13 protein-coding genes are annotated in these 16,654 nt (G+C 61.5%); 4 read left to right on the top strand and 9 right to left on the bottom strand.

Going from position 1 to position 16,654, the window contains the following annotated elements:
- Positions 1 to 80: 80 nt before the first annotated feature.
- The 9 genes from TZ03_RS02205 to TZ03_RS02165 form a co-directional block, all read right to left on the bottom strand.
- A complete protein-coding gene (locus TZ03_RS02205) occupies positions 81 to 989 on the bottom strand; it encodes an NAD(P)-dependent oxidoreductase (protein WP_051095781.1) in 909 nt (302 codons plus the stop codon).
- A gap of 56 nt (positions 990 to 1,045) precedes the next feature.
- Positions 1,046 to 2,425, bottom strand: coding sequence for an aspartate aminotransferase family protein (locus TZ03_RS02200; protein ID WP_051095533.1), 1,380 nt, complete (start codon positions 2,423 to 2,425; stop codon positions 1,046 to 1,048).
- A 97-nt stretch (positions 2,426 to 2,522) separates the two neighbouring features.
- Complete coding sequence (locus TZ03_RS02195) at positions 2,523 to 3,776, bottom strand: diaminobutyrate--2-oxoglutarate transaminase (protein WP_051095532.1); 1,254 nt, start codon at positions 3,774 to 3,776, stop codon at positions 2,523 to 2,525.
- Between the two features lie 38 nt (positions 3,777 to 3,814).
- Positions 3,815 to 5,239: a gamma-aminobutyraldehyde dehydrogenase gene (locus TZ03_RS02190; protein WP_051095531.1), complete on the bottom strand. Its 1,425-nt coding sequence runs from the start codon at positions 5,237 to 5,239 to the stop codon at positions 3,815 to 3,817.
- Between the two features lie 79 nt (positions 5,240 to 5,318).
- The gene (locus tag TZ03_RS02185; protein ID WP_051095530.1) at positions 5,319 to 6,650 is read right to left on the bottom strand and encodes an APC family permease; all 1,332 of its coding nucleotides are present in this window, start codon (positions 6,648 to 6,650) and stop codon (positions 5,319 to 5,321) included.
- Between the two features lie 12 nt (positions 6,651 to 6,662).
- Positions 6,663 to 7,820 (bottom strand): iron-containing alcohol dehydrogenase, encoded by a 1,158-nt coding sequence (locus TZ03_RS02180; RefSeq protein ID WP_051095529.1) that lies wholly within the window; start codon positions 7,818 to 7,820, stop codon positions 6,663 to 6,665.
- Between the two features lie 216 nt (positions 7,821 to 8,036).
- Positions 8,037 to 8,912 (bottom strand): alpha/beta fold hydrolase, encoded by an 876-nt coding sequence (locus tag TZ03_RS02175; RefSeq protein WP_051095528.1) that lies wholly within the window; start codon positions 8,910 to 8,912, stop codon positions 8,037 to 8,039.
- Positions 8,909 to 10,435, bottom strand: coding sequence for a flavin-containing monooxygenase (locus TZ03_RS02170; RefSeq protein WP_051095527.1), 1,527 nt, complete (start codon positions 10,433 to 10,435; stop codon positions 8,909 to 8,911). Before TZ03_RS02170 ends, TZ03_RS02175 begins: the two co-directional genes overlap by 4 nt.
- 331 nt (positions 10,436 to 10,766) lie before the next feature.
- Complete coding sequence (locus tag TZ03_RS02165; protein WP_051095526.1) at positions 10,767 to 11,348, bottom strand: TetR/AcrR family transcriptional regulator; 582 nt, start codon at positions 11,346 to 11,348, stop codon at positions 10,767 to 10,769.
- Positions 11,349 to 11,665: 317 nt separating this feature from the next.
- Between TZ03_RS02165 and TZ03_RS02160 the strand changes: the two genes are divergently transcribed.
- The 4 genes from TZ03_RS02160 to TZ03_RS02145 all read left to right on the top strand — a co-directional run bounded on the left by TZ03_RS02160 (position 11,666) and on the right by TZ03_RS02145 (position 16,641).
- On the top strand, positions 11,666 to 12,553 hold the full coding sequence (locus TZ03_RS02160; protein ID WP_051095525.1) for a phytanoyl-CoA dioxygenase family protein: 888 nt from the start codon (positions 11,666 to 11,668) through the stop codon (positions 12,551 to 12,553).
- 66 nt (positions 12,554 to 12,619) lie between these two features.
- Complete coding sequence (locus TZ03_RS02155; protein WP_051095524.1) at positions 12,620 to 13,987, top strand: NAD(P)/FAD-dependent oxidoreductase; 1,368 nt, start codon at positions 12,620 to 12,622, stop codon at positions 13,985 to 13,987.
- A gap of 89 nt (positions 13,988 to 14,076) precedes the next feature.
- Positions 14,077 to 14,724, top strand: coding sequence for a hypothetical protein (locus TZ03_RS02150; RefSeq protein WP_053388395.1), 648 nt, complete (start codon positions 14,077 to 14,079; stop codon positions 14,722 to 14,724).
- A gap of 495 nt (positions 14,725 to 15,219) precedes the next feature.
- A complete protein-coding gene (locus tag TZ03_RS02145; RefSeq protein ID WP_051095522.1) occupies positions 15,220 to 16,641 on the top strand; it encodes a DUF1329 domain-containing protein in 1,422 nt (473 codons plus the stop codon).
- The last annotated feature ends 13 nt before the right edge of the window (positions 16,642 to 16,654 follow it).

The following is a 16,654-nucleotide window of genomic DNA, read 5'->3' as shown; positions in this document are numbered from 1 at the left end:
TTGCGTAGTCCCTGTGGGAGCTGGCTTGCCTGCGATGGGCCGCACAGCGGCCCCAAATGGCTTAACTGACCGACATTAGGTTATTGTCCTGGCTCTTTCTCACGGGCAAATGACTTGGTGATCGCTGCGATATCCTGGTCGCCGTAGCCCATCGAGGCCGCGCGTTGCACGACTTGGCACACCGCGTCGAAGACCGGCGTCCACGCCCCTTGTGCGTGCAAGGATTGGGCAATGTGCGCGAAGGCGTCTGCGTGCACATCGAGCCTCGCCTGGTCGCCCGCGAAGTCCTGCGCTTCGAGCCGGCGTGCCGCGTCCTCCAGGGTGTCGGCGACGAAAAAGCGTGAGGTGTCGATCAGGAGCCGGGCCGTCGTCGAAACCGGCAGGCCAAACCGCTCGCTCGCGCCCACGGCCTCGAAGAAAGCCACCATCGCGGCAAACGCATGGGCGTGGAGCACGGTCGCAAAGGCCAGTGCTTCGTCCCAGGGAAGGAACACCGTATGCCCGGCGAGCCCTTCAAGCAGCGTCCGATGCCGCTCGAAGGCTTCCCCATCGCCGGTATGAATGCTGTGGCTTTCGCGATGGCCGACGTTGCGCGGGTAGGCCACGATCATCCCTTTGACGTAATGGCCGCCCGCCCGATTGACGAGGCCCTGAAGCGCCAGGCCCTCGTCTTGGGCGTTGGTCGTGTAATCGATGACCGTACGATTGGCCAGCGCGTGCATCACCCCTGGCATCCCCAGCACCTCGTGGGTCGCCTGGTTGTCCAGAAGCACGAAAATCGTTGCCGGGCTGGCGGCCAGCGCGGCTTCGGCGCTGTCGCACAGGTGAGCGCCGGCGGCGACGAGCACTGCGGCCTTGCCAGGCGATCGGTTCCAGATCGCGACGCGTTTGCCTTGCTTGAGCAACGCTTGCGCCATGATCGTTCCCATGGCGCCGAGCCCGACCACGGACACATCGAACTCGAAGCTTTCATCATTGTGTTTGCGCACGGTCAAACCCTCATGGTTATTGTTTTATGTGGTTTCCAACAAGTGCAGCCTTTTGCTCACAGCAGGTGCTGTGATCGAGCCCAGTCCGTGGCGTCAGCTAACGTCCGCTCGAATGCGCTGAAGATCGCGTCGATATCCTCCGCCGTGGTAATCAACGGCGGACAGAAGGCGATCGTGTCGTAGATGGCGCGAATGATCAGCCCGTGCTGGTGAGCCTGTTTGAACACGTAGCCACCCAACGCACCTGGGTGGGCGAACGGTTGGCGGGTGGCCTTGTCGGCAACCAGTTCGATCCCGCCCATCAGCCCGACGCCTCGGACGTTGCCGACCAACGGGTGGTCTTCGAACGCGCGCAGGTGGCGCTGGAACACCGGGGCCAAGCGTTGCACATGGCCAACCAGGTCGCGCTCCTCGATGATGCGGATGTTTTCCAGCGCGACTGCGGTGGCGACAGGGTGGCCGGTGCAGGTCAGGCCATGGGCGAACGCCCCCAGGCGCTGGCTCTGGCTCACCAGCACATCATTGATGGCATCGGACACCACCACGGCCGCCAGCGGCTGGTAGGAGGAGGTAAGTTGCTTGGAGAGCACCATGATGTCGGGCTGGATACCGTACAGCTGAGAGCCGAACAGCGTGCCGAGCCTGCCAAAGCCGGTGATGATTTCGTCGATCACCACGAGGATGTCGTAGCGTTTGCACACCGCCTGGATCGCCGCCCAGTAGCCTGTGGGAGGAGGGATCACACCGCCCGCCGCGATCACCGGCTCGCCGATGAAAGCGGCGATGGTTTCCGGCCCTTCGGCGAGGATGTAGTGCTCCAGTTCATTGGCCAGGCGGGCCGAAAAGGCCTCTTCGGTTTCTCCACTCCGGGCAAATCGGTAGAAGTTCGGGCACGTCAGGTGATGAACCGGGATGGCCGGCAGATCGAAGTCACGGTGCATCGACGGGATACCGGTCAGGCTTGCTGCGGCGACGGTGGCGCCGTGATAGGCCTGCTGGCGAGAGATGAATTTCTTCTTGGCGGGCCGGCCCAGTGCGTTGTTCACGTACCAGACCATTTTCACCACCGAGTCATTGGCTTCGGAGCCTGAGTTGGTGAAGAACACATGATTCAGGTCGCCCGGCGCCAGCTCTGCCAACTTGGCGGCGAGCGCTGCCGCAGGCGCATTGGTCTTGTGGCTGAAGCTGTGGTAGTAGGGCAGTTGCTTGAACTGCTCGACGGCGGCGTCGACCAGGCGATGTTCACTGAAGCCCAAGGCAGCGCTCCACAGGCCCGACATGGCTTCGATGTAGGCATTGCCCTGTTCGTCGAAGACCCGCACGCCGTCGCCTCTGGCGATCACCAGTGGCCCGACTTCCTGGTGCAGCGCAAGGTTGGTGTTGGGATGAATGAATGAAGCCAGGTCATTCTGAACGGTTGAAGTGACGTTGCTCATTGGCGTTATTTCCTGCCATGGACGGGTTGTCGACTGCATGCGATGAGCCTGCGTGCGGCACCTGTATCGATACAGGCCGCACGGCAGGCCCGTGCAGTTACTGGCTCAGCACTGCCGCGACCGATTCGCCGAAGGCTTCAAGGCCTTCTTCGAGCTGGTCGGTCGGGGTGTTCACCGGTGGCATCAACTTGATGATTTCGCCGTTCGGGCCGCAGCGGTCGACCAGCACACCCGCCTGCAGCACGCGCTGCTGGGCATCCTTGGCGAACGCGACGTTGCCGCGGCCGAAGTCGATGCCGGCGATCATGCCGCGACAGCGCGCGGACGCGACGCCAGGGATTTCCGCAAAACCGGCTACCGCGCGCTCCATGGCCGCGCAGTTGTTGGCCAGCAACGTCAGGAACGGCTCATCGCGCCAATAGCCGAGCGCGATCTGAGCCGTCAGGAACGCCAGCTGGTTGCCGCGGAAGGTGCCGATGTGATCGCCCGGTTGCCACACATCCAGCCCAGCGCGAATCAACACGATCGCCATCGGCAGGCCAAAACCGCCAATCGATTTCGCGCAGGTGATCAGGTCTGGCACCACGCCGGAGCGCTCGAAGCCGAAGAAATCGCCGGTACGGCCGCAGCCGGCCTGGATCTCATCGCAGATGAGCAGCACGCCGTGAGCGCTGGTCCACTTGCGCAAGCGTTGCAGCCAGTCGTTGGAGGCCGGGTAGACACCCGCCTGGATCTGTACCGACTCGACGATCACCGCCGCCGGCAATTCCGAGCCGCTACCTTGGTCGTTGGCCAGGCGCTCGAGGAAGCCAATGCTGTCGAACTCACCGTAGGGGCTGTCTTCGTATGGCACGAACACCACGTCGGTGCATAGCCCAGGGCCGCGACGGGTGCGGTTGCCGGTGACGGCCAGAGCGCCGGCCGTCATGCCGTGGTAAGCCCCGTAGAACGATACGACCTTGGTACGCCCCGTCGCCTTGCGCGCCAGCTTCAACGCCGCCTCGACGGCATCGGCACCGGTCGGGCCGGTGAACTGGACCTTGTAGTCCCAGCCGCGTGGCTTGAACAGGTCACGTTCGATCGCCTCCAGAAACTGGCGCTTGGTGGTGGTGTGCAGGTCGAGGGCATGGGCCACGCCGTTGGACGACAGATACCCGATCAGGGCATCGCGCATGCGTGGGTCGTTGTGGCCATAGTTCAGGGCGCCGGCGCCGGCGAAGAAGTCCAGGTATTCGCGGCCATCTTCGCCGCGGATCTTGCTGCCTTGGGCGGTATCGAACACCAGCGGCAAGTCACGGCAGTACATCCGCACGTTGGACTCGAGCCTCTCGAACGTCTCGATGTTGTTCATGCATAACCTCTTGAAAATGATCTGGGCAACGTGGGCGATCAGTGCTTGAACATCACGTGGCGTACCACGGTGTAGTCTTCGAGCCCGTACATCGACAGGTCCTTGCCATAACCGGACAGCTTCACCCCACCATGGGGCATCTCGCTCACCAGCATGAAGTGGGTGTTGACCCAGGTGCAGCCGTATTGCAGGCGGGCGGCCAGGCGATGGGCGCGCCCCACATCGGCGGTCCACACCGACGAGGCCAGGCCGTAGTCCGATTCATTGGCCCATGCCAGTGCCTGGGCTTCGTCCTCGAATGACGAAACCGTCACCACCGGGCCGAAGATTTCCCGGCACACCACCTCATCCTTCTGTGTGGCGCCGGCCAGGACCGTCGGCTCGAAGAAGAACCCGTCACCTGCGGCGCGCTTGCCGCCGGTGACCACCTCGATATGAGGCAGCTCCCTGGCACGGTTGACGAAGCCCTCGACACGCTCCAGGTGCTCTTTGGTGATCAGCGGGCCCATCTCGGTTGCCGGGTCATCCTGAAGCCCGCACTTGATGCTGGAGACGGCTTCGCCAAGCTTGCGAACGAACTCGGGGTAGACCGCTTTCTGCACATAAAGGCGGCACGCGGCGGTGCAGTCCTGGCCGGCGTTGTAGAAGCCGAAGGCGCGGATGCCTTCGACGGCGGCGTCGATGTCGGCGTCATCGAAGATCAGTACGGGTGCCTTGCCACCCAGCTCCATGTGCATGCGCTTCACGCTGTCGGCCGTACCTTCGATGATCTGGCTGCCGGTACGCACCGAGCCGGTCAGCGACACCATGCGCACCTGGGCGTGGCTGGTCAGTGGTTCACCCACCGAGGCGCCGCGGCCATGGACGATGTTGACCACGCCGGCGGGGAAGATGTCGGCGAGCAGCTCGCCCAGTTTCAAGGTGCTCATCGGCGTGTGTTCGGAGGGCTTCAGGACCACGGTGTTGCCGCCGGCCAAGGCCGGGCCGAGTTTCCAGGCCGCCATCAACAACGGGTAGTTCCACGGTGCGATGGAGGCAACCACGCCTACCGGGTCGCGGCGGATCATCGAGGTGTGGCCCGGAATGTACTCACCTGCCGCCGAGCCCTGCAGGCAGCGAACGGCACCGGCAAAGAAGCGGAACACGTCGGATACGGCTGGCAGTTCGTCTTGCAGCACGGCAGTGAAAGGCTTGCCGCAGTTGTCCGCCTCCAGGCGGGCGAACACCGGTGCCTGGGCGTCGATGCTATCGGCGAGCTTGAGCAGCAGTGCCGCGCGGTCCTTGGGCGGCGTTTGCGACCAGGCGTCGAAAGCCGCATCTGCGCTCTGCACCGCGGCATGGACCTGGGCACGGCTGGCCTCGGTGGTCTGTACCAGGACGCTGCCCAGGGACGGGTTGTACACGGCGAGGTTTTCGCCTTCGCCGGCCACCAGGGCACCATTGATCAGGAGTTTTGTTTGCATGTCGATTCTCGCCATTGAACGGCAAGGCCAGGGCCTTGCCTTGTAGTTGTCGTCAGGGCATCCGATGGGACGGCGGCCGTTACGCCAGCGCGTCGGGCACCGGGTTGCGGAAGAAGCTGGTCCGGCAGGCGAGGTAGGCCGCGCCCAGGGCGAGCCAGCTACAGCCCATGATCAGCGCGTCTTTATCCAGGCTGACCAGCATCCAGCCGGCCGTGACCAGGCCGATGAGGGGGAAGAGCACCCCGCGCAGCAGGCCAGCCCCGTCCTTGACGCGTGCATCGAAGGTGAGCCGCAACGCGCACAGGTTGACTGCGGTGAAGGCGAGAAACGCGCCGAAATTGACCAGGGACGTCGCGGTGGCGATCGTCAGGGCAAAACCTGCGGTGCCGAAAATGCCGCAGAGCAAGATGTTGAAGGCCGGGGTCTTGTAGCGAGGATGCAGGGCGCCGAACAACTTGCGCGGCAGTTGGTTGTCCCGGCCCAGGGCGTACAGCAACCGGCCCACGCTGGCCTGGAACGACATCCCCGCAGCGAAGTGGGCGATGATGATCCCCGCCAGCACCACGGCGAAGAACACATCGCCGCCGATCATCCGGGCAATTTCGAAGGCGGCCCCGTCCACAAGCTCGAACGTGGGGGAGGGGTGTGCCAGGTACATGAAGTACGAGGAGCCGACGTAGACCGAACCGCCGATCAACGCGACCAGCAGCATGGCACGTGGCAGCGTCCTGGCCGGGTCACGGGTTTCCTCGCTGAGCGTGGACAGCGCGTCGAAGCCCAGGAACGAGTACGCGGCAATCGCGGCGCCGGCCATGCTGGTGGCGAAGGGCACGTCCTGGTTGAAGAACGGCTTGGCCGACAGCAGCCCGCCAGGGCCGTTGGCCGCCACGATGTAGTGCACGCACAGGCCGATGAACACGACGATGATGACCAACTGCACGACCATCAGCAGCACGTTGAAGCGGTTGGCCACCTGGATGCCCAGGACATTGAGCAGCGAGGTGGAGACGATGAACCCGGTGATCCACACCCACTGCGGCACTTCTGCAAAGGCCATGTTGAGGTAGCTGGCGCCGAGCAGCCAGATCAGCATCGGAATGAAGAAGTAATCGAGCAGGGCGGCCCAGCCCACCATGAAACCGAGGTTCGCGCTCAGCATCTTGCGGGTATAGGTGTAGGCCGAACCGGCTACCGGGAACACCTTGACCAGCCGGCCGTAGCTCAGCGCCGTGAACACCACGCCGGTCGCCGCGATCAGGTAGGCCATCGCCGTGGTGTTGCCGCTGGCCTGCGTGATCACGCCATAGGTGCCGAAGACGATCAACGGGGCCAGGAATGCCAGGCCGAACAGCAGCACCGAAAACGGGCCCAGGGTGCGCTTCAACGAAGCGCCAGGAGTTGACTCGCTCATGACTGACGGCCCTCACGCTACGAAGTGGTAAGCAGTGGCGACGATTTCACGGTAGGTTTCCACGGTCATTTCCTTGGCATTGCTGCCGTCGGAGAAGTTCTTCTTCGACTTTTCAGCGATGCTCAGGAAGTCTTCCTCGCGCACGCCCTTGACCTCGGCGAAGCGGGGAATGCCCAGGTCCTTGCTCATCTGGAACAGGTAGCCGACAGCAGCCTCGGCGGCATCGAACGGCGACAGGTTGGGGTCGATCCCCAGTGCATAGGCAACCTGTGCGTGGCGGGTGATGTCGGCATCGCGGTTGTGACCGAACACGAACGGCAGGAAGATCGCGTTGCCCACGCCGTGCGGTGTGTCGTACATGCCACCGATGGCTTCGGAGATGCAGTGCACGCTGCCAACGTCCGCGTTACCGAAGGCCATGCCGGCGATCAGGCTGGCCACCAGCATTTGCTCGCGGGCGTGCAGGTTGCCTGGCTCCAGCACGGCAGGCTTGAGGTATTGGCTGATCAGGCGGATGGCGTGCAGCGCCAGGCCGTCGCTGATCGGGTTCGACACGCGGCAGGTGTAGGCTTCGATGGCGTGGGTGAGGGCATCCATACCGGTGGCCGCGGCAATCGACGACGGCAGCGTAGTGGTGATGTTGGAGTCGAGCAGGGCCAGCACCGGGCCGATTCGGTAATCCAGCACGTTCATCTTGAAATGACGTGCGGTGTCGGTGATCACCGAGAAGCACGTCACCTCGCTGCCGGTGCCAGAGGTGGTCGGGATCGCCACGATAGGCGGTATGGCGTGCTTGAGGGTGAAAGAGCCCTCGTAGTCTTCGATCCGGCCCTCGTGGGTCAGCAACAGGCTGATGGCCTTGGCCGCGTCCATCGCGCTGCCGCCGCCAATGGCCAGCAGGCCCTCGATCCCTTTGCCGCGGTACAGCTGCGCCGCCTGGTTGATGTCTTCGCTGCGAGGGTTTGCCTTCACGTCCGCGATTTCATCGAACGAAATGCCCGACTTTTCCAGGCTGGCATAGACGCTGGTCAACAGCCCTGCGGCCTTGACCCCGGCATCCGTCACGATCAGGACGTGCTTGAGGCCAAGTTCACGCAGATGCTCGCCAGTGCGCTCACGCAGGCCTGGCTCCATCACGACTTTGGTGGGGAGTAAGAACTTGAATTCCATACGTACCTCTTGCTCAGTTGTTGTCGTTGTTGAAAGGGCAGTGGAGGAGCACCGCGCCCGGCCGTCGTGACAGCTCAGGCGTGTGATGTGTGGCTTGACCGCTTCGTACAAGCCGGAATGTTGTTGTTTTGTGTTTGGGTGAAACCTGCTGCGAGAAGCCTCTGGTGGAACAAAAAGAGGGGCGGCCAAGCAACACGCCCCTAAAGGGAAACGGTGCTAACGCATGTGTCCTGCCAGCAGGGAAAGCAGCGTGCCCGACAGGCAGGTTGGGAAGTCGTGCCCCATCCCAGGCAATAGAACCAAGCTTGACTGGCGAATCGCCGCAGTCGTGGCGAACCCTCCGGTGGTCGCGACCATGAGGTCTTTGTCCCCATGGATGACCAGCGTGCTGCAGCGAACCCGCTCGAGCTCCTGGGTGCGGTCGCCGGAGTTGATGATGGCGCCGATCTGCCGGGCGGTACCGAGGTTGCTCGCCTCACCGCCACCGCGTTCCCAGGCCTGCTGGGCGTAGTCACGCAAGGCTTGCTCGTTGCATTCGAGCGTCGAGCCGATCAGGCGCATGATGTCCACGTAGTCCCGAACGCTTTCCTGCTGGTTACGCGGCGGGCGGCGCAGGAGCTGGAAAAGGGCTTTGAGCGCAGGCTGACCTACGCGCAGCGAGCCGGTGGTCGAGAAGATCGAGGTGAGCGTTCTGATGCGCTCGGGGTAACGGGCGGCGAGTGTCTGGGCGATCATGCCGCCCATCGACATCCCCACCACGTGCGCCGTTTCCAGGTTCAGGCCGTTCATCAGCCCGATCACGTCGTTGGCCATGTCGCCCAGGTCATAGCCGGGGGTGCGCTTGCGCAAGAACTGCTGCATGGCCGTGGGAGGCGCAACGTCGGTGAAGAACGACCGGCCCGAGTCGCGGTTGTCCAAGGTGATGACGCGAAACCCCTGCTCGACCAGGCCGGCGATGATCGGCTGCGGCCAATAGGTCAACTGCAACCCCAGCCCGACGATGAGGATGACCGCAGGCGCCGTTTCAGGCCCGTGGCTGCGATAGCAAAGGGTGCGCTGGCTGGCAATTTCGCAGAACTGATCGGCACTCATCGCCGCGCACTCTGTGGTTGCAGTGCGACGCCGTTGTGCAAGTGCATATTGGGCACGGCGGTAAAGGCCAGGCACTTGTCGGCAACCTTTCCGCGGCGCAGTAGTTTGACGTCGCGGAAGTAATCCATCGACATCACCCAGGGCTCACTGGGCCCTTGGCGCGGCATGCTGTCCAAGGCGCGTTGCACGTAGCCGGCGCCAAAGTCCAGCAAGGGGCGGGTTTCGATCCCGGCCGGCGCCTTGGGCTCGCAGACGTTGTAGCCCTCACGGTCCATGAACCCCAGCAAGCGGCAGAAGTGGTCGCACAGCAGGCATACCTTCAGGGTCCAGGATGAGTTGGTGTAGCCCACGGCGAAGGCGAAATTGGGCACACCGGAGAGCATCATGCCTTTGTAGGCCAGGCTCTCGCTGAGCACTACCGGTTTGCCGTCCTTGTGCAGGGTAATGCCACCGAACAGCTGTACGTTCAGCCCCGTAGCGGTGACGATGATATCGGCCTTCAGGGTCTTGCCCGATTTGAGCAATACACCGGATTCGGTGAAGCGCTCGATATGATCGGTGACGATGTCGGCCTTGCCGGCACTGATGGCTTTGAACAGATCGCCTTCGGGCACCGAGCACAAACGCTGGTCCCACGGGTTGTAGGGCGGGTTGAAATGCACGTCGACCGGGTAGTCTTTGGGCAGCTCCTTGCGGGTCAGCCACAGCAGCAGTTTTTTCGAAAGCTTGGGGAAGCGCTGGCAGAAGCCCCAGAAGGCCAAGGTAATCTTGGCGTTCTTGTAGCGCGTCAGGGAGTAGGCGGTTTGCGCCGGCAGGATCTTGCGCAGAAACGCTGCAACGGAATCATTGGCGGGCTGGTTGATGATGTAGGAGGGGGTGCGCTGCAGCATGGTGATGCTGGCGACTTTGTCCGCCATGGCCGGAATCAAGGTCACGGCCGTTGCGCCACTGCCAATGACGACGACGCGCTTGCCTGTGTAATCCAGGTTTTCCGGCCAGTGTTGCGGATGGATGATCTGCCCCTTGAACTGCTCCGTGCCCTCGAAACGTGGGCTGAACCCCTGGTCATAACGGTAGTAACCGCCTGCGCTGAACAGCCAGCGGCACTCGATGGTGCGGGTTTCTGCCGTGTGGCCATCTTCGACGCATACCGACCACAGCCCTTTGCCGCTCTGCCAGTTTGCCGAGACGACTTTCTGCTTGTACTGGATGAAGGGTTCCAGTGCGTGCTCGTCGATGGCTTCACGCAGGTATTCGAGAATGTCCGCGGCGTCCGCCAAGGACTTGGCCTTGGTCCAGGGCTTGAAGTCGAACCCGAAGGTATACAGGTCCGAGTCGGAGCGAATGCCGGGGTAGCGGAACAGGTCCCAGGTGCCGCCCATTCGTTCGCGCGACTCGAGAATCGCAAAGGTCTTGTGGGGCTGATGGCGGCGCAGGTAAGCCGCCGCACCAATGCCAGACACACCGGCTCCTATGATCAAAATATCGAGCGGCTCAACCGGAAGAGCAGTGTGAGAAGACATCTCGCCTCCTAATTGTTGTGTTATAGAGACTGATCTTTTGACTTGATCATTTGACCAGAATAGGGCGGACAACCATGCGGAACAAGGTGCAAAATGCACCAGGTCGCTATCGTTTTAGGATGATTTGCACCTTGGCGGACAACGGATCGCTGATTCGACTGGTATACGCAATGGCTACCTGGCCGTGCGTGATTCCCGTGGGGAGGGGCGATGCATACGTGGGAAGGGCATCAAGGCGCTACTGCAGCGGGGGAGCGGCACGCTCATTGGAGGATTTGTCACAAAACGCCCGGATGCACCGCGCCACATCGCAGCACATCCGCATCGCGCCTTAGTAACTGGCCACCAGCAGCTTGACCGCCTGGCAGGCCGCTTCAGTCTCGGCATCCAGGCGCGCGCGGTCGCCGTGGGCGGACCAGGCGAGCATCAAGCCGTCGAACAGATTGATCAGCAAGCGGCTGATGGTGGTCAGTGCGGTTTGGTCAAGCGCGCCGTCGGTGACCTTCGCGATCGCCTGCTGGGCTGTTTCGATAGACACGGCATAAATCTTGGTCGCCATCTCCGGGTTGTTGCGCAGGTTCCAGCAAAAGAGTTCGAACTGTGTGGTGGCCATTTCCGGGTGGGCCGTGAACCAGTTGACCAGCTGGCGCAGCATTTCGCCCACCGATTCCGCTGCCGTTGCGCCTGTCGGTACGTGTTGCAGCGATTGTTGCGGCATGTTGATCAAGGACTCGTAGACCGCATAGAACAATTCGTCCTTGGTATGGAAGACATAGTGCAACGAAGCCAGGGGCGAGTCTGCCGCCGCTGCGATTCGTCGGGTGGTGGCATTGGCCACGCCATGTTCCGCGATCACCTTCACGGTGGCCTCGATGAAGTCCTGTCTGCGCTCTTCAGCGCCTATCCGAGCCATTGAGCGTTCTCCCTATTCGGTATTGCCGCCAGCCTACTGGTCTGGTGTCGACGGTGTCGAATGCTATCGCAAGGTCATGCCTGGATCCATGAGTCGGGGGCAATCCCATTTCCTGGGGAAGGCACCCCACGAAAAATACATAAGTCAAATGACTTGATCAAATGACCATGTTCGGTAATCATGAAGTCTCCACCCTGGCATCGCTGGGCGACGTTTGCGAATAGCGCGCTGCCGCTGTGGTTGGCACCGGGTCGGCCGAGCCGTGATACCGAGGCTCACTGGACAGAACAACGACAAACCAGACAGGTAGCAAGCAGATGGATGCACGAAAACTTTCGACGGTCAGCAGCGATGCCTCGCTCGAGCAGGTGGTAGAGATCATCCGGCGCGACGGTGGGGTCATCATTTCCGACTTCGTCTCGCCAACAACGCTGAAGTCCCTCACCGAAGAGCTGGACACCTACTTGAAGGCCACGCCTTGCGGCGTGGACCCATACTTCGCAGGCACGCAGACCCGGCGTGTCGCTCGTATCATCGGGCGCAGCGACACGGCGGTGGGGGTGGCACTGAACCCGCTGTTCATCGGTGCGGCCCGGCAGATCCTGCAAACGCCTACCCACGTGTGGGTGGGCAGTGATCGCATTGAAATGGCGCCTGATATTCAACTCAGCATTACCCAAGCCATCCAGATCGGGCCGGGCCAAGGCCTCCAGCCATTGCACCGTGACGATGCGACTTCACTGTGGCGGCATCCCCAGTACGGGCGTGAGGCCCGGCTGCAGATGATGCTGGCCATTTCCGACTTCACCGATGAGAACGGCGCGACGCGGGTCATCCCCGGTAGTCATCTGTGGGATGACGAGCGTATGCCAACCCAGGAAGAGACTGTCGCCGCGCAAATGAAGGCAGGCTCGGCGTTGCTATGGATGGGGTCGGTGTATCACGGCGGCGGTGCCAACACGTCCGACGTGCCACGCACTGGCCTGACGATGGCCTACGACCTGGCCTTCCTGCGCCTTGAAGAGAATCACTTCCTTTCCATTCCTATCGAACGCGTTCGCCAGCTCCCTGCAGAAATGCAACGCCTGCTGGGGTGGAGTGCCAGCTCCACGTTGCTGGGCTGGGTAGAAATCGATGGTCAGATGCGCGACCCGCAAGAGCTGCTGGGCATGGCTGAGTTCGCCGAGCCGGGCAAAGGGTTCTGATGCACCTGGGCCGCCTTGGGGCGGGCCAGGGTGCAAGGCACAGCCGCTATTCCAGGAACCATGGAAATGAATGCATTGAACAAAGAAACCCACGGTGATGCAGCACCGTTGAAGTTTCGTAGTCTGGGTGGATGGGTAGAGCGGCCGGGCGATTTGCAGCCAACGCTTGAAGGAAACGTGCAGGCCGATGTCATCGTGGTCGGCGCCGGCTTTGCCGGCCTGTCGACTGCGCTGGAGCTCAGGGCGCTCGGCGCGAATGTCATCGTGCTGGAGCAGGATTTCGCCGGCTTCGGTGCAAGCGGCCGCAACGCGGGCTACCTGCTGGGCAGCATGGGTATCGAGTACGACATGTTCGTCAAGCGCGTGGGCATGGAGCAGGCAACGCAGTTCGTCAGATTCTATGACGAGGCTGTGCCCTACGTGGAAGGTCGATTCAAAACCTTGGGTATCGACTGTGACTACAACCCTTCGGGCGTGCTCCGGGCGGCTGTTCATCCCAGCCAGGAGCAGCGCTTGCGCGAAAACATGGCGCTGGGCCAGAAACTGGGGGCGGCGAGCCGCTTCGTGGACGCTGCCGAAATGCGTGCGCGGGGCATCCCCCCGGCCTTTCTGTTCGCCGCCGAGCAGTGTGGTGGCACCCTGAACCCAGGGAAATACATCGGCGGCCTGCGGCGCGCGGCCATCGAGATGGGGGTGAAACTCTACGAACGCACGCCGTTGCTGTCCTTCGGCGAAGGGTCGGTCATTACCTGCAAAACTGCGCATGGCACTGCAACCGCCCCGGTGATGGTGCTGGCAACCAACGCCTATACCCCGCAGTTGGGGGTGTTGCGCAACAAGGTCGCGGCAATTCGCGTGTCGGCAATCGAAACCCAACCGCTGTCGCCGAAGCAGTTGGCTGCCCTCGGCTGGCAAGGGCGGGAAGGGATCATCACGCCGCATTACACCATGGAGAGCCACCGCCTGACGGCGCACGGCACGATGGTGTTGACCGTCAAGAAGCTTGGTTATGCCTACGGATCGATGACGCCCAATGTCCCGGACCAGGGCGCCTACGCGGCATTGGCGCAGGTACTGCGCGAGCGCTATCCGCAATTGCAAGGCATTGGCGTCCAGCACTGCTGGAGTGGTTACGTCAGTGGCGCCTACGACTTCCTGCCGGTGATCGGTGCCATGGGCGCGAAACAGAACATCTACTACACCACCGGCTGCTCAGGCCACGGGCTGGGCACGCAATCGTTGATCGGCAAGCTGTTTGCCGAGCAAATAAACGGCAAGGCGCCTGAACTGCTGGCGGCACTGCAACACAAGACGCCGTCCATGCTGCCTGAACCCTTGCAATGGTGCGCCGTACACGCTGCCTTTGCGGCGGCCAAGTTGCTGGATGGCTGGACCGATAGAAAAGTGCGTAAAGACAAGGCCAGGAAGGGCTGATTGCAATTAATGTGCGTGTTCTATGCCCGTACGTGCAGAACTACGGCGCGACCCTTTTTACAGAGGCTGTTATCGTGGAACTCATAGATTTGTTTGCGTTGATCGCATGCGTGCTGCTGGTGATGAGTGGCCTGGGTTATGGTGTTGCATTTATCAGGCGCAAAAATTATCTGTTGGGCGTGGAGTTCTTGATTGTCGGTATTTCCGCAACAAACTTTACGACGTTCATCGCCACGGGGTGGCAGGCCAATTATAATGTCGCCATTTTTCTGGATGCGTTTTCCCGCGGGGTCGGCGTGCCAGTTATTGCAACGCTCGGGTTGATGGCCGTGACACATAATTATAAGCCTTCGCCGGCGAAAGACGTGATATTGTTTTTGGCCGCGTTTGCCGCGACGGCCATTTACTACCTGTCGACGGGCTTTAAAGAGTTGCTGCCCTATTTCTATGTGTTGATGTGGTCGTTGTACACGTTGTTCCTGATCTACTTTGTCTGGCGGCTGGTACGTGCCGGCGAGTCGCTGCACGCGCTGGCCAGCTTGCTGGGAGGGGCCGCGGGGCTGACGATCGCACTGCGGTATGACTTCTTTCCGATTCCGGGGGATGACACGAAGATGATATTCATGACCTGTGCGTTCCTGGTTTGGTCTTATTCCATGGCCCAGTTGTTCTATGCCTATGGTGCACTTCAGCGCTCAAAGAGCGTTTCCACCCAGGGCATGCTTCATTCCCATTGACACAAATAGCAAGTCACGCGCTTTATCGTTTTTCCGAATGCTTCCGTTTTCGTGACGTTAAATATCCTAAATCTGGTGTTAACTCCATGGCGGGCCGAAGGCCTGCTCTTTTTGCCGCCCCTCGGGGCGGTTTTTTTTATGGGTGAGTCATTCGTGTCGATAATGGCGTTGGATAAGCGAAAACTATATAACGATCCGCTGCTAAAAGTGGCGAAGCGTTTATGCCGTGCACTATTAATAAGCATCTTTTGGTAACACATGTTTCCTTACTTCCCAGCAGTGTGCAGGCGTCTGGCACGTATAAAGCGATAAACAATTCTAACTAGCTGATTTATCTAACTTAATCCACCTATCAGGCATTCTGGCATATGGCTTGCGTGTTGATCGCTAGACATGGTCAATTGATCATGTCAGATGACCATGATGTGCCAGGCACCGATTTTCCCGCTCGGAAGATCGAGTAGCCGGTCCAAGCCCTTTGTTGAGGATCCCCCCATGAAAGAAGTCACTGCACGGTTGGAAGGTGAACTGTCCGCCCGGCGTATTTTCAGGCAGCTGCTGGTTACCCTGGCGGCGTCGACCGCGATCTGCTCGGTGCAGGCCGCGCCCCAGGGGGCCGAGGCGCTGGGTTCGAAGCTGACGCCGCTGGGCGGCGAGGTCGCCGCCAGCTCAAGCGGGGATATTCCGGCCTGGGCACAGCCAGGGCAGCAGGGGGCGGGGTGGAGTTATGGCCAGGTACGAGGGGAGCACTGGAAGTTCAAGGGTGACAAGCCGCTATACAGCATCGACGCGAACAACGTGGCGCAACATGCGAGCCAGTTGTCCGCTGGCCAGCTCGAACTGTTCAAGAAAGTCCCAGGCTATCGCATGGATGTCTACCCGACCCGTCGTACCTGCAGCGCACCGGATTTCGTGATCGAGAACACCAGGCAGAACCTTGGTTTTGCCAAGCTCGATGCTGCCGGTGTCGCCCTTGAAGAAGCCCATGTTCCGGGTATCCCGTTCCCGATGCCCAGCACCGGTGCCGAGGTGATGTGGAACATGAAGATGCGTTATCGCGGCGTTGGCGTTGAAATTCCCCGGAGCATTTCAGGTATTTCTCCGCGCAAGGGTGGGGAGTGGTTACGCCAGTCCACCGACACCTTCTTCCTGACCCCTTGGGGCAAGAAGGGCAGCGCGCTTTTCTCCTCCTACGGCCGACTGGAAAACGCGACCTTCTTCAACTACCTGGAGCCCGCAGCGCTGGCCGGGCAATCCGCGGTGCAGACCGCTGTGGCCGGTGAGCAGGCCACCACCTTCTACTACTTCCCTGGCCAGCGTCGCGTGCGGCGTATGCCGTCGTATTCCTACGACGCGCCACAGATCGGCCTGGACAACCAGTACACCGTCGACGAGGCGAACGTCTTCTTCGGCACCATGGATCGCTTCGACTGGAAGCTGATCGGCAAGCAGGAACTGCTGGTGCCTTACAACGATTTCGGTGCCTATGACACGGCCGCCAAGGTGGAAGCGTTCGCCGGCAACGACTCGCTTGCGCCACAGTCGCGCCGCTACGAACTGCATCGCGTCTGGGTCGTCGAGGCCAACGTCCGTCAGGGGATGCGCCACCAGGCACCCAAGCGCATGTTCTACATCGACGAGGACAGCTGGAACCCGCTGCTGGCCGTCGACTTCGACAAGCAAGGGCAGATCTGGAAGGTGCGCGAAGGGTTCTCGATCCCCGTGTACGAGACCGGCGCTTGCGATGTTCAGGCCCAGGTCCAGTACAACCTGGCCGATGGTCGTTACCTCTTCGACATGACCTCGATCGGGGCGGGCAAGAACGATATTCGCTGGATCACCGAGGACAGTGGCAACCCTCGCCTGAAACGCGACTTCTTCACCTCCGACAACCTGCGCGCCATCAGCGAGCGCTAAAACGACGCCAGAT

Source organism: Pseudomonas sp. 10-1B, from assembly GCF_000935045.1.
Classification (GTDB): domain Bacteria; phylum Pseudomonadota; class Gammaproteobacteria; order Pseudomonadales; family Pseudomonadaceae; genus Aquipseudomonas.
The sequence above is the reverse complement of the archived record's forward strand: the minus strand, read 5'-3'. Positions and strand labels throughout refer to the sequence as shown.